The sequence below is a fragment of the Bradyrhizobium sp. CCGB01 genome, assembly GCF_024199795.1.
Lineage (GTDB): Bacteria > Pseudomonadota > Alphaproteobacteria > Rhizobiales > Xanthobacteraceae > Bradyrhizobium.
The window spans coordinates 7,382,632-7,404,759 of sequence record NZ_JANADK010000001.1; the positions used below are offsets into that span (position 1 = coordinate 7,382,632).

Annotated in this window: 22 protein-coding genes; 5 read left to right on the top strand and 17 right to left on the bottom strand. The window is 65.0% G+C overall.

The features are described from left to right. Nucleotides 1-2: 2 nt before the first annotated feature. From NLM25_RS34740 to NLM25_RS34750, 3 genes are all read right to left on the bottom strand, one after another. A complete protein-coding gene (locus NLM25_RS34740) occupies nt 3-1,313 on the bottom strand; it encodes an ABC transporter substrate-binding protein (RefSeq protein ID WP_254139869.1) in 1,311 nt (436 codons plus the stop codon). A 95-nt stretch (nt 1,314-1,408) separates the two neighbouring features. Then, the gene (locus NLM25_RS34745) at nt 1,409-2,113 is read right to left on the bottom strand and encodes an NUDIX hydrolase (protein WP_254139870.1); all 705 of its coding nucleotides are present in this window, start codon (nt 2,111-2,113) and stop codon (nt 1,409-1,411) included. Nucleotides 2,114-2,142: 29 nt separating this feature from the next. After that, nucleotides 2,143-3,168 carry an ABC transporter substrate-binding protein gene (locus tag NLM25_RS34750; RefSeq protein WP_254139871.1) on the bottom strand — a complete coding sequence of 342 codons (1,026 nt, stop codon included), beginning with the start codon at nt 3,166-3,168 and terminating at the stop codon, nt 2,143-2,145. Between the two features lie 138 nt (nt 3,169-3,306). On the opposite strand from NLM25_RS34750, the gene NLM25_RS34755 reads away from it, so the two are divergent. Further along, a complete protein-coding gene (locus NLM25_RS34755; RefSeq protein WP_254122361.1) occupies nt 3,307-3,756 on the top strand; it encodes a cupin domain-containing protein in 450 nt (149 codons plus the stop codon). Nucleotides 3,757-3,799: 43 nt separating this feature from the next. On the opposite strand, the gene NLM25_RS34760 is transcribed toward NLM25_RS34755, so the two are convergent. Together NLM25_RS34760 and NLM25_RS34765 are read right to left on the bottom strand one after the other, a co-directional pair. Next, nucleotides 3,800-4,585: an ABC transporter permease gene (locus tag NLM25_RS34760; RefSeq protein ID WP_254139872.1), complete on the bottom strand. Its 786-nt coding sequence runs from the start codon at nt 4,583-4,585 to the stop codon at nt 3,800-3,802. Beyond that, a complete protein-coding gene (locus NLM25_RS34765; RefSeq protein WP_254122363.1) occupies nt 4,585-5,403 on the bottom strand; it encodes an ABC transporter ATP-binding protein in 819 nt (272 codons plus the stop codon). Before NLM25_RS34765 ends, NLM25_RS34760 begins: the two co-directional genes overlap by 1 nt. A gap of 134 nt (nt 5,404-5,537) precedes the next feature. Between NLM25_RS34765 and NLM25_RS34770 the strand changes: the two genes are divergently transcribed. Together NLM25_RS34770 and NLM25_RS34775 are read left to right on the top strand one after the other, a co-directional pair. Next, complete coding sequence (locus NLM25_RS34770; RefSeq protein ID WP_254139873.1) at nt 5,538-6,320, top strand: ABC transporter ATP-binding protein; 783 nt, start codon at nt 5,538-5,540, stop codon at nt 6,318-6,320. Continuing rightward, the gene (locus NLM25_RS34775; RefSeq protein ID WP_254139874.1) at nt 6,317-7,876 is read left to right on the top strand and encodes a glycine betaine ABC transporter substrate-binding protein; all 1,560 of its coding nucleotides are present in this window, start codon (nt 6,317-6,319) and stop codon (nt 7,874-7,876) included. The genes NLM25_RS34770 and NLM25_RS34775 overlap by 4 nt, the downstream gene beginning before the upstream one ends. Before the next feature lie 30 nt (nt 7,877-7,906). Here the strand turns inward: NLM25_RS34775 and NLM25_RS34780 are convergent, their stop codons facing one another. From NLM25_RS34780 to NLM25_RS34790, 3 genes are all read right to left on the bottom strand, one after another. Beyond that, the gene (locus NLM25_RS34780) at nt 7,907-8,284 is read right to left on the bottom strand and encodes a rhodanese-like domain-containing protein (RefSeq protein WP_254139875.1); all 378 of its coding nucleotides are present in this window, start codon (nt 8,282-8,284) and stop codon (nt 7,907-7,909) included. A 138-nt stretch (nt 8,285-8,422) separates the two neighbouring features. After that, on the bottom strand, nt 8,423-10,135 hold the full coding sequence (locus NLM25_RS34785; protein WP_254139876.1) for a sulfatase-like hydrolase/transferase: 1,713 nt from the start codon (nt 10,133-10,135) through the stop codon (nt 8,423-8,425). A 327-nt stretch (nt 10,136-10,462) separates the two neighbouring features. Further along, a complete protein-coding gene (locus tag NLM25_RS34790) occupies nt 10,463-11,116 on the bottom strand; it encodes a TetR/AcrR family transcriptional regulator (RefSeq protein ID WP_254139877.1) in 654 nt (217 codons plus the stop codon). A gap of 106 nt (nt 11,117-11,222) precedes the next feature. Between NLM25_RS34790 and NLM25_RS34795 the strand changes: the two genes are divergently transcribed. Next, nucleotides 11,223-11,843, top strand: a complete 621-nt coding sequence (locus NLM25_RS34795) for a hypothetical protein (protein WP_254139878.1) — start codon at nt 11,223-11,225, stop codon at nt 11,841-11,843. A 4-nt stretch (nt 11,844-11,847) separates the two neighbouring features. Here NLM25_RS34795 and NLM25_RS34800 read toward each other — a convergent pair whose 3' ends face one another. From NLM25_RS34800 to miaA, 9 genes are all read right to left on the bottom strand, one after another. Next, the gene (locus tag NLM25_RS34800; protein ID WP_254139879.1) at nt 11,848-12,699 is read right to left on the bottom strand and encodes an SDR family oxidoreductase; all 852 of its coding nucleotides are present in this window, start codon (nt 12,697-12,699) and stop codon (nt 11,848-11,850) included. Between the two features lie 489 nt (nt 12,700-13,188). Continuing rightward, nucleotides 13,189-14,208 (bottom strand): ketol-acid reductoisomerase, encoded by a 1,020-nt coding sequence (ilvC, locus tag NLM25_RS34805; RefSeq protein WP_014493068.1) that lies wholly within the window; start codon nt 14,206-14,208, stop codon nt 13,189-13,191. A 135-nt stretch (nt 14,209-14,343) separates the two neighbouring features. Beyond that, nucleotides 14,344-14,946 carry a LysE family translocator gene (locus NLM25_RS34810; RefSeq protein WP_254139880.1) on the bottom strand — a complete coding sequence of 201 codons (603 nt, stop codon included), beginning with the start codon at nt 14,944-14,946 and terminating at the stop codon, nt 14,344-14,346. Nucleotides 14,947-14,953: 7 nt separating this feature from the next. After that, the gene (locus NLM25_RS34815) at nt 14,954-15,829 is read right to left on the bottom strand and encodes an EamA family transporter (RefSeq protein WP_254139881.1); all 876 of its coding nucleotides are present in this window, start codon (nt 15,827-15,829) and stop codon (nt 14,954-14,956) included. A 49-nt stretch (nt 15,830-15,878) separates the two neighbouring features. Beyond that, on the bottom strand, nt 15,879-16,574 hold the full coding sequence (locus tag NLM25_RS34820; protein WP_254122373.1) for a class I SAM-dependent methyltransferase: 696 nt from the start codon (nt 16,572-16,574) through the stop codon (nt 15,879-15,881). A gap of 3 nt (nt 16,575-16,577) precedes the next feature. After that, nucleotides 16,578-17,120, bottom strand: a complete 543-nt coding sequence (gene ilvN / locus NLM25_RS34825) for an acetolactate synthase small subunit (RefSeq protein ID WP_254122374.1) — start codon at nt 17,118-17,120, stop codon at nt 16,578-16,580. A 23-nt stretch (nt 17,121-17,143) separates the two neighbouring features. Continuing rightward, the gene (locus NLM25_RS34830) at nt 17,144-18,115 is read right to left on the bottom strand and encodes a threonine dehydratase (protein ID WP_254139882.1); all 972 of its coding nucleotides are present in this window, start codon (nt 18,113-18,115) and stop codon (nt 17,144-17,146) included. A 4-nt stretch (nt 18,116-18,119) separates the two neighbouring features. Next, entirely contained in the window at nt 18,120-19,895 is a 1,776-nt protein-coding gene (locus NLM25_RS34835) for an acetolactate synthase 3 large subunit (RefSeq protein WP_254122376.1), read from the bottom strand. A gap of 329 nt (nt 19,896-20,224) precedes the next feature. Then, the gene (miaA, locus tag NLM25_RS34840; protein WP_254139883.1) at nt 20,225-21,166 is read right to left on the bottom strand and encodes a tRNA (adenosine(37)-N6)-dimethylallyltransferase MiaA; all 942 of its coding nucleotides are present in this window, start codon (nt 21,164-21,166) and stop codon (nt 20,225-20,227) included. Between the two features lie 11 nt (nt 21,167-21,177). Between miaA and serB the strand changes: the two genes are divergently transcribed. Next, on the top strand, nt 21,178-22,083 hold the full coding sequence (gene serB, locus NLM25_RS34845) for a phosphoserine phosphatase SerB (RefSeq protein WP_254122379.1): 906 nt from the start codon (nt 21,178-21,180) through the stop codon (nt 22,081-22,083). Nucleotides 22,084-22,128: the final 45 nt, after the last annotated feature.

The window sequence follows — 22,128 nt, forward strand, 5'->3', positions numbered from 1 at the left end:
CGCTACTGGTTGCTGTAGGTGGTGCCCTTGGGCAGCGGCAGCACGGCCTCGCGCTGCGCCTGGCTCTTGGGCCACACCACAGAGGACTTGTCGTCGATATACTGGATCACGACCGGGAATGACCGCTCGTTCTGCCCGGCCATCGGCGTGCCCTCGCCGTAGAACTTCACGCCGAAGCCGAGCATCGTGCCGCCCTCGGGGATGTCGGTGTCGAGCGCCGCCTTGCGCAGCGCGTCGGGATCGACGCCGCCGTACTTCTTGATCGCGCGCGGCAGCACGTCGGACATGAAGACGTACGTGTTGGACGCGCCGATGCCGACATGGGCGGAGCGGATGGCGACGCCCGGCCTGATCTTGTCGAACTCTTCGCCGACCATCTTGATCACAGGCGGAAGCTTCGGATCCATGGTCTTCTGGTTGGCGAGCCAGATCGAGATCGGGTCGGTGTTGAAGATGTAGGTGGCGTCAGCCCCCATGCCTTCCTTCAGCTTCTCATAGACGCCGTAGCCCGCGCCATGCCCCATCAGCGCGCCGAACTTCAGTCCCTGCTCGCGGGCCTGACGCAGCAGCAGCGTGATATCGGGGTTGTAGCCGGTGTGGAAAATGACATCGGGCTTGGCGCGCTTCAGCTTGGTCACCAGCGCGGACAGATCGGGCGCGGTGGCTGAATAGCCTTCCTTCATCACGACGTTGAAGCCGGCCTTCTTTGCGCCGGCCTCGTTGCCCCTGGAGACGTCGACGCCATAGGCGCCATCCTCGTGGATGATGGCGACGCGCAGATCCTTCGGCTCCTTGTCGAACTTCGCCTTGGCATTCTGTGCGATGAAATCCATCGTCATCATGCCGAACTGGTCGCCGCTCGCCTGCGGGCGGAAGACGTATTTGTAGCCCTTCTCGTTGAACACGGCCGACGAGATGCAGGTCGTCATCCACATGAACTTCTTGAGCTGCTCGACACGCGCGGCCACCGGCACGCATTGCGCCGAGGAGAAGAAGCCGAGCACCATGTCCACTTTTTCCTGCTCGAGCAGGCGGACGGATTCGTTGATGGCGATGTCGGGTTTGCTCTGCGCGTCGGCGTAGACCGCCTCGATCTTGTAGCCCTCGACGCCGGTCTTGGCGAAATGGTCGAGGATGATCTTTGCGCCGATATAGCCGAGCTCGGAGCCACCGCCGGCGAGAGGTCCGGTCAAATCAAAAACGACGCCGATCTTGATCTTCTTCTCCTGGGCCTGGGCGGACACCGCCAAGCCCGTCGCGGCAACCGCGACCAACAGCCCACGTACCAAGCGGGCAGCCATGCGCAGACGCATCAAAACCTCCCTGGACGATTGTGCATTGCATTCTTTTTGCTTTTGCTTTTTTGCCCATCACATGGGCTGAGCGCAGCGATGTCAAGCCTCGCGCGTCAGCGCGGCGCGAACTGCTGCTCGACAAAGGCCGTGACAAATCGCGGCATGGACGGCGTGAGATCGCTCACTCCGCGCACGAGATGAATGGCCGAAAGCTCGGGCTCGGCCTCGCGGGCGAGATTGGCTTCGATCCGGGCGCGCGCCACGCCGCCCGACATGTCCAGGTCGAGAATTTGGATCAGTGCAATCGACGGGCCGGTCACGACGCAATGCCAGTCCGGCTCGGCCCGGTAATCGGCCTCGGTCAGGCCGGTCTCTTCCCCGACCTCGCGGATGACACTCCCGGGAATGTCGAGCGCGCCGTCCCTGACGTCGTCGAGGTCGGGCGTGCCCGAGGGGAAATAGATCCGGCCGGCATTGGCGGTGTGCTGCGCCATCTCGCCCATGATGAAGGCGCCGTCGGAGGCGCGCAGCGCGCCCATGCCGAAGCCGTTGAACACCGCCTTGTCGGGAAAGCCCCAGTCGCGCCAGGCAAGGAAGCTCGCGAAATCGGTCTCGAAATAGGTCGCCGAGAGATGGCCGTCCTTGAACAGGGCATCGCGCCCGAGCAGGACGCGGCCGTTCCAGAGCTTCGGCCGCTCGCGCTGCTTCTCGGCGAAATGCGACGCGATCTCGGCACGCTGCTCTTCCGCGAACGGCCAAACGATCGGCCGCACGGTAAGGGCAAGCGTCGTGACGCGATGAATGACCGGTGACGTCATGACGCCTGTTTACATTGCCTTCGCGTCAGTTATTTGGCGCTCCCGGTGGTCTTCTTGGCCTGGTCGACGAATTTGTTGGTGAAGGTCTTGCTGACGTCGATCTTGGCGTTCGCGACCTCCGGCGAGCCGACGCTGAACACCGCGAGCACGGCGTCCGCGCCCTTCGGGTCCATCTTGCCGGTTTCCGAGAACATCGGGATCGTGTTCTTCAGCGCGGCGAGATAGAGGTCCTTGTTCTTGCCGACCATCTCGTCGGGCATCTTCGCCATGATCTCCTCGGGCGAATGCGAATGAATCCAGGCGATCGTGGCAAGCATCGCGTTGGTGAGCGCCTGCGTCTCCTTCTCGTGGCCGTTGATCCAGGCCACGGTCGAGTACAGCGCGCCGCCCGGATATTCGCCGCCGAACGTCTCGAGCGTATCTTTCTGCGTCCGGGTGTCGCTGAGGATGCGCAGATCCTTGTGGCTGCCCTGGAGCACGGTGACGGAGGGATCGAGCATCACGGCGGCATCGAGCTGGCCCTGCTCCATGGCGGCGACCGCGGTCGCGCCAAGGCCGACGCCGATCACGGCGGTGCCGGCGGGATCGAGCCCGTTCTTCTTCAGGAGATATTTCAGGAAGAAGTCGGTGGAGGAGCCGGGTGCGCTGACGCCCACCTTCTTGCCGGCGAGGTCCTTGATCGACTTGATGTCATTGGTGCGGGAGGGCGCGACCACCAGCACGAGGCCGGGATAGCGATCATAGACCACGAAGGCCTGAAGCTCCTGCTTCTTGGCGGCGAGATTGACGCAATGGTCGAAATAGCCGGAGACGACGTCGGCGCTGCCGCCGAGCACGGCCTTGAGCGCGTCCGAACCGCCCTTGAGGTCGACCAGCTCGACATTGAGGCCGGCCTTCTCGTATTCGCCGAGCTGCTTTGCCAGCACCGTCGGCAGATAGCACAGGCAGGCGCCCCCGCCGACCGCGACGGTGACCTTGCTTTGCGCCGCGGCAAGCGATGTGGTGAGCGTCAGCGCGAGCAGCGCACCGGCGAGCCTGGCAATCGTGTTCTTCATTGGTTTCCTCCGTTCGGCTGGCGGCACCATAGAGCAGCAGGACTGGCTTGAGAAGCGCGCCTTAAGGCACTGGCCATCGGCCTTTCGGCGCAATAGCATGGGTGCACAACAACAAACTTGTGATGGGGAGGATCATCCATGAATCGCCTTGCAATCGGGCTATCGATCGCCACCGCTTTTGCCGCCGGATGCGGCGCGAACCAGCTGCTCCGACCGGCGCTGGCCGCCGAAAACATCACCGCGCAAGTCATCCACACCGGCGAGATGGAAGGCGACGCGCTCGGGAACGCCAACAATGTCGGCTACCGCTCAAAAATGTTCGCGAGCGCGGACGGCGCCACCATCTCGATCCAGGTCGGCAATGTGCCCAAGCACATGCACCCCAACACCAACGAGATCCAGTACATCCTGGACGGGACCGGGACGATCTGGCTCGGCGACAAGGAGGTGACGGTGAAGCCCGGCGACCTCGTCATCATTCCGAAGGGCACACCGCATGGCGGCACCAAGCCGATCAGCGGCCAGGTCAAGGCGATCGCGATCAAGACCCCGCCGCAGGCGCCCGACGACACCAAGCTGCTGGATTGAGCCTTCCCGCTTCCGGGCTCGCGCCGGGGCGCGGGCCCGTTTCCTACCCGCGCCCGTCCACGGTCGGTCGCCAGACCAGCAGCCTGCGCTCAACCAGCGTCACCCCGAAGTCGATCAGGATGACGAAGGCCGACAACACGAACATGCCGGCGAACACGCCGGCGACGTCGAATATGCCTTCGGCCTGCTGGATCAGATAGCCGAGCCCCGCCGCCGATCCCAGATATTCGCCGACGACCGCGCCGACCACGGCGAAGCCGACCGAGGTGTGCAGCGACGAGAACATCCACGAAAGTGCCGACGGCCAATAGACGTGCTGCATCAACTGCCGCTCGCTCATGCCGAGCATGCGGCCATTGTCGAGCACGGTGCGGCTGACCTCCTTGACGCCCTGATAGACGTTGAAGAACACGATGAAGAACACCAGCGTCACGCCGAGCGCGACCTTGGACCAGATGCCGAGACCAAGCCACAGCGCGAAGATCGGCGCGAGCACGACGCGCGGCAGCGCGTTGACCATCTTGACGTAAGGGTCGAACACCGCCGCAACCAGCGGCTGGCGCGCGAACCAGAAGCCGATGAGCACGCCACCGGCCGATCCGATCACGAAGGCCAGGACCGATTCCGTCAGCGTGATGCCGAGATGTTTCCAGATCACGCCGGACGAGAACCACTTCACGATCTGGGCAAAGACGTCGACGGGATTGGAGAAGAAGAACGGCGGCAGCAGGATCTTGCCGAACACCGGCACGGTCGAAAAGAGTTGCCACAGCACGAGGCAGACGACGGCGACCAGGACTTGCAGTGCGAGCAGCGTCACGCGCGACATCAGACCGCCTCCGCCGCTTGGGTGGATTGCGCGTAACCCTTCATCACCTCGTCCTTCAGCACGCTCCAGATCTCGCGGTGGAGTGCATGGAACTCCTTGTCGAGCCGCACCTCGAAAATGTCGCGCGGGCGCGGCAGCGTGACCCGCCAGTCGCCGATGATGCGCGAGGACGGCCCGGCCGACATGATCACGACGCGGTCGGCGAGCGCGATCGCCTCCTCGAGATCATGGGTCACGAACAGCACGGCCTTGCGGTCGGCATTCCAGAGGTCGAGCAGCAGATTGCCCATCACCTGCCGGGTCTGCGCATCGAGCGGCCCGAACGGCTCGTCCATCAGCAGGATTTTTGGATCGCGGATCAGCACCTGCGCCAGCGCCACGCGCTTGCGCTGGCCGCCCGAGAGCATGTGCGGATAGCGATTGGCGAAAGCACCGAGGCCCACGGACGTCAGCCATTTCTGCGCGCGCGGCAGCGCCTCGGCGCGCGGCGTGCCCTTGATCTCGAGCCCGATCGCGACATTGTCGAGCGCGGTCTTCCAGGGGAACAGCGCATCGGCCTGGAACAGGTAGCCGGCGTCCCGGTTGAGCCCCGACAGCGGCCGGTCGAAGATCTTGACGCTGCCGGCGGCCGGCTTGAGCAGACCCGCGGCAACGTTGAGCAGCGTCGATTTCCCGCAGCCGGTGGGCCCGACGATGGCGACGAACTCGCCCTGCGCGACCGCCAGATGCGCCTTCTCCACCGCCGTATAGACCCGCCCGTCCCCGAGTTGGAACGCGACCTTGGCATCTTCCAGCGCCACTGCCGTGGGCATTGTCATGTGTTCCCTCCGAACATGGCCCGATGCCTTAGCCGCTCGCGCGGCCAAGTTCAATCGAGCCGCCAAGCGTGCTACGCATGGGCCTTGTCATCCCCTCCCTCCATGGGCGGGGCACCGAAGCGAGCCCCCGCCCGATGCCGTCCAGGCCGATGATTGGCTATGCCCACGTCACCAAAAGCTTCGGCTCGCTCAAGGCCGTCGACGATTTGTCGCTGGACGTTGCCGAGGGTGAGTTTGTGGCCATCGTGGGCGGCTCGGGCTCGGGCAAGACGACGCTGCTGCGGCTCGCCAACCGGTTGATCGAGGCGGACGGCGGCACGATCACCGTCGAGAGCGACAACGTGCAGGACATCGATCCGGTCGAGCTCCGGCGGCGGATCGGCTACGTCTTCCAGAGCGGCGGACTGTTCCCGCATTTGAGTGTCGCCGACAATATCGGGATCACGCCAAAACTACTCGGCACGCCCGCAGCCAAGATCGCAGCGCGCGTCGACGAGCTGCTCGAGCTCGTCCAGCTCGACCGCCGCGCGCACCGCGACCGCCTGCCCGAGGCGCTCTCGGGCGGCCAGCGCCAGCGGGTCGGTGTGGCGCGGGCACTCGCGGCAAGGCCTCGCATCGTGCTGATGGACGAGCCGTTCGGCGCGCTCGATCCCCTCACCCGCGATGCGCTCGGTGAGGATTTTCGCGAGCTGCATCGCAAGCTCGGCCTGACCACGGTCATGATCACCCACGACATGACGGAAGCGATCCTGCTCGCCGACCGCATCGCGGTGATGCGCGGTGGAAAGCTGCTGGCGCAGGGCACGCCCGCGGAGCTCTCGAACAGCAGCGACGCCTATGTGCTGGAGCTGCTGCGCACCCCGCGGCGCCAGGTCGAGCGGTTGAACGCGCTGCTGCCAACGAGCGGTGCGGCATGAACCTCCTCGCCGATCCGCGCTGGGGCGAGGCGCTGTCGCATCTGCCCGACTATCTCGGCAATCACGTGCGGGTCAGCCTTGCCGCGCTCGCGCTTGGCCTCGCCGTCAGCCTGCCGCTGGCGATCCTGACGCGCAACCGCCCGGCGCCGCGCGCCGTCCTCCTCGCGCTCGCCAGTATCGTACAGACGGTGCCGGGGCTGGCGCTGCTCGCGCTGTTCTATCCGCTGCTGCTGCTGATTGCCTCCGTGACGCTCGCCTGGTTTGGCGTCTCCTTCTCGGCCTTCGGTTTCCTGCCGGCGATGCTGGCGCTTGCGCTCTATTCCATGCTGCCGGTGCTGCGCAACGGCATCACCGGGCTGAACGGCATCGATCCCGCGCTGATCGAAGCCGCGAAAGGCGTCGGCATGACCGCGCGGCAGTCGCTCGTCATGGTCGAGCTGCCGCTGGCGCTGCCGGTGATGATGGCGGGCATCCGCACTGCCGCGGTATGGGTGATCGGCACCGCCACGCTGTCCACCCCGATCGGACAGACCAGCCTCGGCAATTACATCTTCGCCGGGCTGCAAACCCAGAACTGGGTGTTCGTGCTGTTCGGCTGCTTTGCCTCGGCCCTGCTCGCGCTCGCCGTCGATCAGCTGCTCGGCCTGATCGAGAGCGGCTTGCGCCACCGCAGTCGCGTGCGTCCCGCGCTCGGCGGCATCGGAATCGCGGCGCTGGTCCTCGCAACGCTGGTGCCGGCGATGGGACGCTCGTCGCAGAGCTACGTCGTCGGCGCCAAGACTTTTGCCGAGCAATATGTGCTGTCGGCCCTGCTGAGGGACCGCCTCCAGGCCGCCGGTCTCTCCGCGACCGCTCGATCGGGTCTCGGCTCCAGCGTGATCTTCGAGGCGCTCAAGGCCGGCGACATCGATCTCTATGTCGACTATTCCGGCACGCTCTGGGCCAACCAGCTGCATCGCACCGACATCAAGCCGCGCGCGGAACTGTTGGCGGAGTTGAAGTCCTCGCTCGCGAAGGACAACATCACCCTGCTCGGCGAGCTCGGCTTCGAGAATGCCTATGCGCTGGTGATGCCGAAGAAGCGCGCCGAGGCGCTCGGCATCCGCACTATCGCCGATCTCGCCGCGCATGCGTCGACGATGTCGATTGCCGGCGACTACGAGTTCTTCTCGCGCCCGGAATGGGCAGCGCTGCAAAAGGCCTACGGCCTCTCGTTCCGCGCCCAGCGGCAGATGCAGCCGGACTTCATGTATGCGGCGGTCGCCAGCGGCGAGGTCGACGTGATCGCCGGCTACACCAGCGATGGGCTGATTGCAAAATACGATCTCGTCGCGCTCGACGATCCCAGGCACGCGATCCCGCCCTATGATGCGATCCTGCTGCTGGCACCGAAGCGGTCCGGTGACGAGAAATTGCAGGCAGCCCTCAAGCCGCTGCTCGGCAAGATCGACATCGCCACGATGCGCGAAGCGAACCTGCGCGCCAGCGGCAACGACGCGAATTCGTCGCCCGATGCGGTGGCGAAGTGGCTGTGGGAGAAGGTGGGCAGGCGCTAGGGGAATGCCTCCCCGCGCCGCCGCCTTTGCTTAAGCCTCCTCGGTCGCCTCTCCGGCATCGACCCAGTCCTTGAAGCCGCCGACGTTGTAGACGTGGCCATAGCCCATGTCCTGAAGCAGCTTGCCGGCGAGCGCGGAGCGGCCGCCGGAGGCGCAATAGAGGATCACGGTCTTGTCCCTGGCGAGGGTCTTGTCGTGATAGGGCGAGTCCGGGTCGGCCCGAAACTCCAGCATGCCGCGAGAGATATTCAGTGCGCCCGGGATCTTTCCGCTCTTCTCGATCTCAGGCGCATCGCGCACGTCGAGCACGAGCGCGCCCTTCCCGATCATCTCCTTGGCCTGGGCCGGCGTGATTTTCGGCACGGCCGCGTTAGCGGCCTCGAGCATCTGTTTCACGGAAATTGGCAAATTGCTTCTCCTGTGGTTCGCAATTGATTGAGCGCCCCATTACCCGGCATCGCCCTTCATCGCGTCCCTCGTTCGGAGGAGGACGCCGGGGCCAAAATATCGATCGATGCCGTGGCGAATGAATGGCCGCGATGGAAACTACAGCCCCCGGATCATCCCCGCATTGATCAGCAGCCGGTTCAGCCGCCGCGCCTCGGCGCCGTCCTTGCAGCCGTAGAAGATGCCCTTGCAGCGGAGCATGATCTCCTTCTGCTCGGCAAAGGACGGATCGAGCGGAATGCCGGCCGCTTCCTGGATCACCAGCGGCAGATAGGGGCCGTCGACCGTGTCCATCACTGCGGCGCTCTTCACCGGCTCGAAATTAATGGCGTCGATCGCGTAATAGGTCGCGTAGAGACGCGGATCGTAAGCGTCGAGCTTCTTGCCGAGGGCGCCCTCGTCGAGCCCGGGCTCGAGGATAGCAGGCGCAAACTCAGGCTGATGGTCACCGTAGCGCACGATCAGGAACGGCTCGCCCGGAAAGTTCTTCTTCAGCCCCGCAACGAAAGCCTTGTACTGCTCCGCGCTCATTGCCTGCCGGCGCAGATATTCGTCGATGGAGGCCACATTGCCCGGCGCACGCCAGTTCGGCAGCAGATCGGGGCGGAAGCGCGTCTCCCAGGGGAAATGATTGGCGCCGAGATAGATGAAGGTGAACAGCGGCTTGTTCGGCGGCTGCTGGCCCATCAACTGGAGCGCCTTGTCGTAGAAGAAAGAGTCCGGCTCGACGTCCTTGGCGCCGAGATCCTTGGAATCGAGGAAGCGTTCGACGCCGGTCGTCGTCTGGAAGCTGCGCGCAGCCATGAAGCCGCCATAGGCGGGATAGAGCGACATCGTGTCATAGCCGCAGCGGCGCAGCGCCAGCGGCAGGCCGCGCTCGACGCGGCTCGATGCGATGCGCGTCACGAAATAGGCGAAGCGGCCGAACGAGCGCGAGGAGAGGCCTGCGAGCACGTTGTATTCGGTGAACCAGCTCGGACCGCCATTGCTCTCGGCGAGGAACGTGCGCTGCTTGCCGTCCCAGGATTTGAAATGATCGCCGTAGCCCGGCGGCACCTTGATGCCTTGCGCGGCGCGAATGTCGAAGCTCGATTCATCATGGACCATGATGATGTTCGGCCGGCGGCCCGCGGGGTGGCAGGCATCCACCAGCGGCATGTTGAGCCGTTCGTTGGTCGAGGCCGCCGACTCCATGAAGCCGTATTGCGCGAAGTCGGAGACCGCGCTGACGCCGGAGCGGAAGAACTTCGAGAGATAGCCGTCGTCGTAATAGCCGCGCCAGGCCTCATCCGGATGATAGAGCGAATAGCCGACCAGTGCGGCAAGACAGGCGAGCTTGCAGGCGAGCGCCGGCAGGCGGCGGATGCGGAACGGGTCGAGCCACCACAGCGCATACATCAGCGGCAGGGTGACGAGGCCGGCCAGGATCACCGACCAGCGCAGATTCGGGAAGATCGTGAACAGGAACGCGACGGTGTCGCGGTCGATCATCATCAGGTCGATGAAGTTGACCGTCATCTGCGCAACGTCGTGCTTGAGCCGCGACAGCAGCACCAGCACGACGACCATGGTCAGCGACAGCGCGCCCGACAGCGCCGGCCGGCGCAGCAGCGTGATCCAGAAGAAGTTGAGGATGCCCCAGGCGAGTGCGAAGGAGAGGCGCGAGCCGAAATCGGTCTCGGTCTCGTACATCAGCGCGAGTGCCGCCAGATGCGGAGCCGCGACCGCGAGCAGCCGCCAGATACCGAGCGCGGCGACGCTCGCCAGTGCGGCGGTCGTGGCAGAAGGGCCTGGATTGGGCGCGGACGCCATCGACGACACGCAACAGCTGGTCCGGCGCAATGATACCTAGCCGTCTGGCCGGCCTGACGACGGCAAGGGCATCCGGCGCAGCCGGAAGCCTGCACCGTGTCATAAAACTGTAACGGAACAGTCAAGGACAGGCAACGCGCGCCGCGATCCGACTTTGGCTTTATGGAGGTGGGCGGCGAGGTGCCGCACACCTGGCTCTATCCCCTCACCCTGAGGAGCCCGCGAAGCGGGCGTCTCGAAGGGCGAGGCCCGGGGTGGGGCCTGCATGGTTCGAGACGGCGCTGCGCGCCTCCTCACCATGAGGGTTGGGCAGAGCTACCCGCCGCTTCAGGGCTTGGCGATCCCCGCGATGAAAAGGTCGATCACCCCTTCCGCCATCCGCTCGATCTCGCCCTCCTCCACGCCCCAGCGCGGAAAGTGGCCGTCGAGATTCATCCGGGCGAAACCGTAGACCAGGGCGCGGCCGGCGATCTCGATGCGCTTGAGGTCGTCCGACCGCAGCAGGCCCTGCGCCGCCGCGTCAGCCAGCATCTGCTCGGTCAGAGCGATCAGCTCGGCATTGTCACGGGTCAGCTCGGTGGAGCTGCCATGGGCGAAATAGCGCCCGGTGGAGATGATCTCGAAATGCGCGGGGTTGCGCATCGCCCAGCGCAGATAGGCCAGCCCGAAGGCGCGGAAGCGGCCGAGCGGGTCGGTCGCCGGCGCCCGGCCCAGCGCCACCTCGATCTCGGCACGGAAGCGCCGCTGCGCCTCCTCGGCCACCGCCGCCATCAGCGCGTCGCGGTTGGGGAAGTGCCGGAACGGCGCTCCAGGCGACACCGCCGCCCGCCTGGCAGCCTCGCGCACCGAGATCTCGGCCCCCTCTGCCGCCAGTTGCATCGCAGCATCGATCAACACGCGGCGGAGGTCCCCGTGATGATAGGGCCGGGCCGAGGAGGCTTGGCGGCGGGCGCGCGGCTTGGACGTCTGACGGGAGGGCATGGGATTTCCTAGCATCACTCGAACGTGAATGTAAGCAGCGATTACACCGTTGCCGTCACGCCGCCTGAGAATGTAATCGTCGATTACATAACGAGGGAGGTCCATCGTGACGGAACGTCAAAACTGGTTCGAGGGCTGGCGGCTGCTCGCCGTCCTCTCCCTGATCCTGGTCGCCCTCAGCTTGTGGATCGCCTCGATGCGGCAGTTCGAGGTCGAGGGCGTGCGGATGGTGATCCGCTTCACGGCACGAAGCTCGCTGCTGCTGTTCTGCCTCGCCTTCAGCGCCGGGGCACTGGCGCGGCTATGGCCCAATGCCTGGACCCGCTGGCAGCGCCGCAACCGCCGCTATCTGGGCCTGAGCTTTGCGGCCTCCCACGCCATCCATGCGGTTGCGATCCTTGCCTTCGCCAATATGGATCCGGCCGGGTTTGCGGAGGCAACCTCGGCCGCCTCCTACGTCTTTGGCGGTATCGGCTATGCCGTCATCATCGCCATGAGCGCGACCTCGTTCGACCGCACCGCCGCGTTGCTCGGGCCGCAAGCCTGGCGCGTGGTGCACCTCGCCTGCGGCTACTATCTCTGGTTCCAGTTCATGGTCTCGTTCGGCAAGCGCGTGCCGGCAATGCCGCTCTACGCCGCGTTCCTCATTCCGCTGCTCGCCGTGCTGGCACTGCGGCTGATCGCGATGGCCGTCCATCCCCGCGGACGGACCATCGCGGCGCGCTAGGGTTTCAGCCCTGCGGCAGCAGCCCCAGCCGCTTGGCAATGATGCGGTCGAGTGTCCGTTTCGGCAGCACGGCGCCGATCAGATGACGCAGCGGGTCCGGCGTGATCTGGTAGCGTACCTTGGGGCTTGCCGCGGTCAGCGCCTCGAACACGATTTCGGCGATCCGCTCGGCCGGCAGCCCGGTCTCGCCGAGCTTCATCATGAACGCCATGACCTTGTTCAGCGCCGGGAGATAGGGCGAGTTCTGGTAGACCGAGAGATCGGTCTGCTCGGCCTTGCTCCAGATCGGCGTCTTCACCGCGCCGGGCGCGACAATGATGACGTCGATGCCGAACAGCATCAATTCGCGGCGCAGGCTCTCCGACAGCCCTTCGATGGCGTGCTTGGAGGTGCAGTAGGGTGCCGACAGCGGATTACCGTTCTTGCCGGCGACGGAGCTGATCATCACGATGCGGCCCTTCGGCCCCTTCAGCGAGGGATCTGCCCCGAGCAGCGGCCCGAAGGCTTGCGTCGCGATCACCGGGCCGATGACGTTGATGTCCATCTGGCGGCGGAAATCATCCGCCGACAATTCGAGCACGGGGCCGGCAACCGCGATGCCGGCATTGTTGACGAGACCCGCCAGCGTCTCGCCGCCCAGCGCCTCACGCACCTGGCGGGCGGCGGCCAGCACGGCGGCCTCGTCGGTGACGTCGAACAGCAGCGGGATGAAATTGGCGCCGAACTCGCCCTTGAGCCGGTCGGCATCCACCTGCTTGCGGACACTGCCGAAGACGCGATAGCCGCGCCCGATCAGGAATTTCGCAATGGCCCAGCCGATGCCGGTGGACGCGCCGGTCACCACAACAGATCGCATGGTCCCCTCCCCTTGAGTTCCCGCGATCATGCAGGAGGAACGCGCCAGTGCGCAATGCCGCCCAACGCTCAAAGGGCGACGCAGGTTTCAATTCTTAAGATGAAGCGGCGCGCGAACGTCGCGACATGAGGTTGATCGCGCGCTGAAAATGCAGATGAAGAGCCGAATCCTTGACTCTGAAGACACTCGGCTTTTGGTGATCGCGAGCTTCTGAAAAAGCCCTGACAAACGACGCGAGATCAAGAATGTGGTTTAAGCGTCAGTTCTTCATGCTCAGAGTGCATGTCAGCTCGCGAAGAATTTGAATGAAGCAGCAATGCTTCGCGCGAGATAAAACGCGAGATGAAAAGAGCGAGACCGCTGGTTGCGATCTCGCTCCAAGATACTCGTGAAGGTTTAAGAATTGGTTGGGCGAGCGAAGCTTGTGTTTTCGCTCCCGCGTCCCGGACGTAGCGCGGCATGCCGCGCCACGTCCGAAGATCAACGGGCTTAGTTCTTCGACTTGTCGACCAGCGCGCCCTTCTTGATCCAGGGCATCATGTCGCGCAGCTTCGCGCCGACTTCCTCGATCGGGTGAGCGGCGAGCTTGGCGCGGGTCGCCTTGAACGAGGTCTGGTTGACCTTGTTCTCGAGCATCCAGTCGCGGGCGAACTTGCCGCCCTGGATGTCGGCGAGAACGCGCTTCATCTCGGCCTTGGTCTCGGCGGTCACGATGCGCGGACCGGTGACGTACTCGCCGTACTCGGCCGTGTTGGAGATCGAGTAGTTCATGTTGGCGATGCCGCCTTCATAGATCAGGTCGACGATCAGCTTCACTTCGTGCAGGCACTCGAAATAGGCCATCTCGGGCGCGTAGCCGGCCTCGACCAGGGTCTCGTAGCCGCCCTTGATCAGCTCGACCAGGCCGCCGCAGAGCACGACCTGCTCGCCGAACAGGTCGGTCTCGCACTCTTCCTTGAAGGTGGTCTCGATGATGCCGGCACGACCACCGCCGACGGCGGAGGCGTAGGACAGGCCGAGGTCATGGGCGTTGCCCGAGACGTCCTTGGCGATCGCGATCAGGCAGGGCACGCCGCCGCCGCGCTGATACTCCGAGCGCACGGTGTGACCGGGGCCCTTCGGCGCGATCATGAGCACGTCGAGGTCGGCGCGCGGGTCGAGCAGGTTGAAGTGGACGTTGAGGCCGTGCGCGAACACGAGGGCGGCGCCCTTCTTCATGTTGTCGTGCAGGTGCTCGCGGTAGATGTCGCCCTGGAGCTCGTCCGGGGTCAGCATCATGACGAGGTCGGCCCATTTGGCGGCTTCGGCGACTTCCATCACCTTGAAGCCGGCGGCTTCCGCCTTCTTGACCGAACCCGAGTCCTTGCGCAGCGCAATCGCCACCTCCTTGACGCCGGAGTCCTTGAGGTTGAGCGCATGGGCGTGGCCCTGGCTGCCGTAGCCGACGATGGCGACCTTCTTGCCCTTGATCAGGTTCAGGTCGGCGTCGCGATCGTAATAAACACGCATAGTCGTTTCCTCGGTTCAGGTGGCCAGAATCGGCCGTTGGTCAGGTCTCAGGCGGTGAAATTTGCGGATTTCCGGGGCTGTCTAGAGCATTTCGCAGCCCGAAGGAAACCCGTTTCTGCATGGAAAACTGCGGCATCATGCATCCATGAAGACAGGGTAGAGCGATGCCAGCAGCAGGATCGCCATCAGAATGTTGAAGGCGCGGACCAGCCGCTCGGAGGTCAGGACCGGCCGCAGTGCGGTACCAAACAGCGCCCAGACCACGGTCGAGACGGTGCCCACGAGCAGGCTGATCAGGGTCTGGATCGCGATGTTGATCGGGAATTGGGCGATGGCCGCATAGGCGGTGATGGTGCCGATCACGATGACCCAGCCCTTGGCGTTGATCCACTGGAACATGGCTGCGCCCCAGAAGGTCATCGGCCGGCCGGCGCTCTCCTCGCCCGGCTTGGCGGGGCCGGAGAGGGCAATCATGCCGGCCAGGTAAATCAGGTAGGCGGCGCCGGCATATTTCAGGATGGTCTGGAGGACCGGATAGGCCAGGAACACGGTGCCGAGCCCGAGGCCCACCGCGGCGACCATGAAGGCAAAGCCGAGGACGATGCCGGCGATGTGCGGGATGGTGCGCCGGAAGCCATAGGTCAGGCCCGAGGCCAGCAGCATGATGTTGTTCGGCCCGGGGGTGAAATACATCACCACCATGAAGGCGAGAAATGCATAGAACAACGAGTGGGCCATCGTCACCTCACGCGGTCTTCGGCAGGATTTGCGGACGCTTCGCCAGCACCATCACGGCGATGCCGCCGATCACGGTCAGCATGCCGGTCAGCCTCAAGGGTCCGAATTTTTCACCGAACACGATGCTCGAGGCAGCCGAGCCGACGAAAGGCACCAGCAGCGCGAACGGCACCACCTGCGCCGCCGGATAGTCGCGCAGCAGCCGGCCCCACAGCCAGTAGGCAATGCTGGTCGAGATGGCGCCGATCGTCAGCAAGCAGACTAGGCCCGTGAGCGACATGTGGATCAGCGACTGGAAGGTCGGCACCGGCCCGTTGACGACCAGCGCCAGCGCGAACAGCGGCACCGCCGCTGTAAGGCAGAGCCAGGCGAACAGATCGAACATCGGCGCGCCGCGGGCACCGCGCAACAGGAGATTGCCGACGGCGAAGCAAATCGGGGCGATCATCAGCACCGCGAAGGCACCGACGCTGAAATCATAACCGACGGTGCCGCAGATCATCAGAAGACCGACTGCTGCGATGACGATTCCGAGCGCCTGCACCGGCGTCGGCCGCTCCCCGAATGCGACCGCGGCGAAGCCGATGGTGAACAGTGCCTGGCTCTGCACGACGACGCTGGTCAACCCCACCGGCACGCCGTGGGCGATGCCATAGGCCTGACTCAGGAACTGGCCGAGGAACAGCGCGAAGCTGATCGCGATCAGCAGCGACCAGGCGACCTTCGGCTTGGGAATGAACAGGCACGGCACCGCGGCAATGGTGAAGCGCATCGCCGTCATCAGCTCCGGCGAAAACTCGTCGAGCGCGATCCGGCTCGCCACGAAGGCAAACCCCCAGATGACCGCCACCAGAATGGCGATGAGGATATCGGCCGGCTTCATTGTTGTTCTCGGTTCTGCTTTGTCGTGCAGCCCTGTTTGTTGTTCTGTTCTAGCCTTGCTCGCCGGCTTTTGGTTTCCGCAGCAGATAGGTGCCGTGCATGGGCGCGTGGTAGTCGGCCGAGACCAGCGTGAAGCCGACATCGGTCAGCATCCGCTCCATCACCCAGCCGAAGGTGGAATATTCGTCGCGCATGTGCGTGACGACGCCTTCGCGCGAAAAATCGTGGTTCTTGATCTGGAAGTCGGCCCATTGCTCGACGTCGCGCTCGACGGCGTCGGGCATCGAGGCGTAGACGATGTCGCGCAGATAGAAGCTCGCGCCCGGCTTCAGTGCACGGTAGATTCGCGACATCGCCACCACCTTCCAGAAATCCGGCAGATGGTGCAGCGTGAACTCGCTGACGATCAGATCATAGGATTCCGGCCGGTAGGCGAAGCTGAGCAGGCCGGCGGACTGCGTGCGCACGGGCGCCTTGCGGTCGCGGGCGTAGATCTCGGCGAGTGCCAGCATCGCCGGCGAGATGTCGATGGCGTCCACCTCGGCACCCATCAGCGCCGCTTCGGTGGCGAGCACGCCGTTGCCGCAGCCGATATCGGCGATGCGCCAGCCGCGCTGCACCCCGAGCATTTTGAGCGCGGCGCGCGCCCGCAGATCGGCATCGTCATGGGCGTCGTAGATCGAAGCCACTGCGGGCTCGATCCCCATCCGGTTCCGCTCGTTGTAGTACCAGTCGCGCGCCAGCATGGTTCACATTCCTTCAGGTCCGCGGCCGATCGCGGCAACGCCGGTACGCGACACCTCGACAAGGCCGAGCGGGCGCATCAGGTCGATAAACTGGTTGATCTTGTCCGTATTGCCTGTGATCTCGAACACAAAGCTCTCGGTGGTGGCGTCGATCACGCGGGCGCGGAACGCATCCGCCAGCCGCAGCGCCTCGACCCGGTGCTCGCCCTGCCCGCGCACCTTGACCATCGCCAGCTCGCGCTCGATCGAGCGCTTGGTCTGGGTCATGTCGACGACGCGATAGACCGGGATCATGCGGTCGAGCTGGTGCTTGATCTGCTCGATCACCATCGGCGTGCCCGTGGTGACGATGGTGATGCGCGACAGGTGCTTCTGCGCTTCGGTCTCCGAGACCGTAAGGCTCTCGATGTTGTAGCCACGGCCGGAGAAGAGGCCGATGACGCGCGCGAGCACGCCGGGCTCGTTCTGCACGAGCACCGAGAGCGTATGCGTCTCGTTGGGATCGTGGCGGTCCTCGATGAAGTAGGCGGATGCGGGCTGGTTCATGGTCGTCCCCTCTTGTCTCTCCGTCACGCCATCGCTGGCGCCTCTGCCCCGACCCAACTGCGGAACAGATCGAAATCGATATTGCCGCCGGACAGCACGAGACCGACGCGTTTGCCTGACAGCTTGTTCTTTTCCTGAAGCGCCGCGGCCAGCGCGGCGGCTCCCGCGCCTTCAGCGAGATTATGCGTGTCGGTCCAGTAGGCGCGGATCGCGGCGGCGACTTCGTCGTCGGAAACCTGCACGATGCGCGCGGCCCCCTTCCGGATCAGCGCGAACGCGTCTGCGTCGGGAATGCGCGTGGCCATGCCGTCGGCCAGCGTGTTGCTGGTCTCGGTGGTCACGATGTTGCCGGCGGCGAACGACAGCGCATAGGACGGCGCCTCGGTCGATTGCACGCCGACGATCTCGGTCTTCAGGCCCAGAAGATCGCGCGCCATGATACAGCCACAGATCCCGGAGCCCTGTCCGATCGGCACATAGAGAATGTCGAGATCGGGCGAAGACCGAAACAGCTCGAGCGCGTAAGTCGCCACGCCCAGCACGAGGTCCGGGTGGAACGACGGCACCATGTGGAGGCCGGCGAACTGCGCGCGGCGCTCGGCTTCCTCGCGGGCGGCCTGAAAGTCCTCGCCGTGCTCGACCAGCTCGGCGCCAAAGGCCTTCATCGCGCGGTTCTTCTCGACCGAGTTGCCGCGGGGCACGTAGATCACTGCCGGCACGCCATGGCGGCCCGCGGCGAATGCCAGGCTCTGGCCGTGATTGCCGCGCGTCGCAGAGATGATGCCCGGAATGTCCGGCCGCTCGCGCTTCAGCCGTTCGAGATAGACGAGACCGCCGCGCACCTTGAAGGCGCCGATCGGCGTGTGGTTCTCGTGCTTGACGATGACCTGCGTCCCGAGGCGCTCGGCGAGCAGCGGCCAGCCGCGTGCCGGCGTCGCCGGCACCGCCTGCCCCACGATCGCATGTGCGCGCTCGAGCTCCGTCAGGTCGAACATGGGCTCACACCAGCGCCTTGCCGCCGGCGAACGCCTTGGCGGTGGCCTCATCGTTCGCCTGCTCGGGCAACAGCATCTCGTTGTGCGCCTTGCCGGAGGGGATCATCGGGAAGCAGTTTTCGAGCGCCGCGACGCGGCAGTCGAACAACACCGGGCGCTTGACCGAGATCATTTCCTGGATGGCACCTTCGAGATCGGAAGGCTTGTGCACCTGGAGGCCGACGCCGCCATAGGCTTCCGCGAGCTTGACGAAATCCGGCAGCGCCTCCGAATAGGAATGCGACAGTCGGTTGCCGTGCAGCAGCTGCTGCCACTGCCGCACCATGCCCATGTACTGGTTGTTCAGGATGAAGATCTTGATCGGCAATTCGTACTGCACCGCCGTCGACATCTCCTGCATCGTCATCTGCACCGAGGCATCGCCCGCGATGTCGATGACGAGGCTGTCGGGATGCGCGACCTGCACGCCGATCGCGGCCGGCAGGCCGTAGCCCATGGTGCCGAGACCGCCCGACGTCATCCAGCGATGCGGCTCCTCGAAGCCGAAGAACTGCGCCGCCCACATCTGGTGCTGGCCGACCTCCGTCGTGATGTAGGTGTCCTTGCCGCGCGTCGCATCGAACAGGCTCTGGATCGCGTGTTGCGGCAGGATGACGTCGTTGCTCTTCTTGTAATAGAGCGAGTTGCGGGCACGCCACTGCGCGATCTGCTGCCACCACGCCTTGATGTCGGGCTTCTTCGCCTCCGCCTTGAACACCTGGAGGATGTCGCCGAGGACGTTGCCGCAGTCGCCGATGATCGGCACGTCGACGCGGATGTTCTTGTTGATCGAGGACGGGTCGATGTCGATGTGGATCTTCTTCGAGCCCGGCGAGAACGCATCGACGCGGCCGGTGATGCGGTCGTCGAAGCGCGCGCCGACGCACAGCATGACGTCGCAATCATGCATGGTCATGTTGGCTTCGTAGGTGCCGTGCATGCCCAGCATGCCGAGCCAGTTCTTGCCCGACGCGGGGTACGCACCCAGGCCCATTAGCGTGGAGGTGATCGGGAAACCCGTGACCTCGACCAGCTCGCGCAGGAGCTTGGTCGCCTCGGGGCCGGAATTGATGACGCCGCCGCCACTGTAGATCACCGGGCGCTTGGCATTGGCGAGCAGCGACACCGCCTTGCGGATCTGCGTCGCGTCGCCCTTCACGCGCGGCGCGTAGGAGCGGTGCACGTCCGACTTGCGCGGCGGATGATACGTGCCGGTCGCGAACTGCACGTCCTTGGGCACGTCGACGAGCACCGGGCCGGGACGGCCGGAGGTCGCGACATAGAAGGCCTCGTGCAGCACCTTTGCGAGATCGTTGACGTCGCGCACCAGCCAATTGTGCTTGGTGCAGGGCCGCGTGATGCCGACCGTGTCGCACTCCTGGAACGCGTCGTTGCCGATCAGATGCGTCGGCACCTGGCCGGAGATGCAGACCAGCGGGATCGAGTCCATCAGCGCGTCGGTCAGCGGCGTCACCATGTTGGTGGCGCCGGGTCCGGAGGTCACCAGCGCAACACCCGGCTTGCCCGTCGAGCGCGCATAGCCCTCCGCGGCATGGCCCGCGCCCTGCTCGTGGCGGACCAGAATGTGCTGGACCTCGCTCTGCTGGAAGATCTCGTCATAGATCGGAAGCACGGCGCCGCCGGGATAGCCGAAAATGTCGGTCACGCCATGATCGATGAGCGCGCGGACGATCATCGCGGCGCCGGTCATCTGGTTCGGATCGTGGCTTTTGTCGCTCATTGTCTTGCTCCGGATGCGCTGTTGTCAGCGGCTTCGTTCGTGTCGGTTTCGGGAAATAAAAAAGGCCCCGAAGAGGGACCCTGCACACCGCCTGTCATGTGGATGGCAGCTAGCCACCCCCGGCGGTGTGCCTGGGTACGACGGCGATAAGGAGTTTGGTAATAATGTTGCGCATGACGGACGCTCGGCTTCCCAAAGGTTGCGCGAAACATAGCGGCCAAAGCCTGGATGTCAAGGCGATGCGGCCGTTCCCGCGCGATTTTGGCAGTGTAGCGGTGTTCCCGGGGTTCGGCGAGGGGTAAATTCGGGAACCCGGGTACAAAAACGCGTCAGCCGGGGTCCCGGGCCGCGCTAACGGCTGCGGCCAGCCAGCCCCTCGCCTCCTCCAGCTTCACCCATTCGAAATCGGGCAATTGATGCCGGAACCAGGTGAATTGGCGCTTGGCATAGTGGCGGGTATCGGCCCGGCCGATCATGGCGGCGTCCTCCAGACTGAGTTCGCCCCGCAGGTGCCGGATCAGCGCCGGCACGCCATGGGCCTTCATGGCCGGCAGCAGCGGATCGAGCTGACGGGCGGCAAGCCGCTCGACCTCCTTCAGCGCCCCGCCACCGAGCATGGCGTCGAAACGCGCATCAATGCGGGCATAGAGCTCGTCACGTTCGGGCGCGAGAAACACCGCGCGAAAACTGTCTTTCGGCAGCAGCGGAGGCTGGCCTTCGTGGTGCCAGTCGAGCAGCGAACGGCCCGTCGCTTCGATCACTTCGAGCGCGCGCGCGATCCGGGTGCGGTCACGCAGGTTCAATCGTTCGGCGGCGCGCGGATCGCGGCGCGCGAGTTCCTCGTGCAGCGCCTCGACGCCATTCCGCTCCAGCCGCGCGCGCACGCCCTCGCGTATTTCCGCAGGAATTGGCGGTACCACGCTGAGGCCCGCCGTCAGCGCCTTGAAATAAAGCCCCGTGCCGCCGATGAAGATCGGCAAGCGGCCTTCGGCTTTCGCCTCTTCCAGCGCCTTCGCCGCGTCGGCCACCCAGGCGCCGGCCGAGAAGTTCACGGCCGCATCGACGTGGCCGTAGAGACGGTGCGGCGCGCGCGCTTCCTCGCCATGTGTGGGGCGCGCGGTGATGATGCGGAGGTCACGATAGACCTGCATGGAATCGGCATTGATGACGATTCCGCCCGCGCTCAGCGCAAGCTCCAGCGCCAGCGCCGACTTGCCGCTGGCGGTCGGGCCTGCGATAAGCACGGCCTTGATCGGATGCCCCTCGTTCACGAAAACCTCAAATGTCCCTCGTCGCCACGCTGATCTGTAATCCTGACAATCCCGCGCTCGACTCTACCATTGTCGACGGCGCCCGCGCCGTGCTGCCCCACGCAGCGCCGGCGCACTGGCTGTTCGACGGCGTTGCGGTCGACATCCCCTTCGGCGCGCAGGATAACCTCGAAGGCGACCGTCACGCCATCGAACAGCGGTTGCGCGAGCTTCGCGGCGATCTCCCCATCGACATCGTGGTGCAGCCAGTCGGATTCCGGCGCAAGAAGCTCTTTCTCGCCGACATGGATTCCACCATGATCGGCCAGGAATGCATCGACGAGCTCGCCGATCTCGTCGGGATGAAGGCCCACGTGGCCGCCATCACCGAACGCGCGATGCGCGGCGAGATCGAGTTCGAGCCGGCGCTGCGCGAGCGCGTCGCACTTCTGAAGGACCTTCCTGCCGGCGTGGTCGACGAGGTGCTGGCCAAGCGCATCACATTGACCCCGGGCGGCCGCGAGCTGGTCGCGACCATGCGCGCGCACGGCGCCTATACCTGTCTGGTCTCCGGCGGCTTCACCCTGTTCACGAGCGCGGTCGCGGCCAGGATCGGCTTCCAGGAGAATCGCGCCAACGAGCTCGTCGTGCGCGACGGCAAATTCACCGGCGAGGTGAAGGAGCCGATTTTGGGGCGCGCGGCCAAGCTCGCGACGCTGGTGGATTTGATGGAGTCGTTCGATCTCGACGACATCGACTCCGTCGTGGTCGGCGATGGCGCCAACGATCTCGCGATGATCCAGGCGGCGGGGCTGGGCGTGGCGTATCACGCCAAGCCTGCGGTCGCGGCCGCGGCTGCCGCGCGGATCGACCATGGCGATCTCACCGCGCTGCTCTATGCCCAAGGGTATCGGCGCGACGAGTTCGTGGAGGCGTAGAGCCTCCCCTCCGCTGTCATCACCCGCGAAAGCGGGTGATCCAGT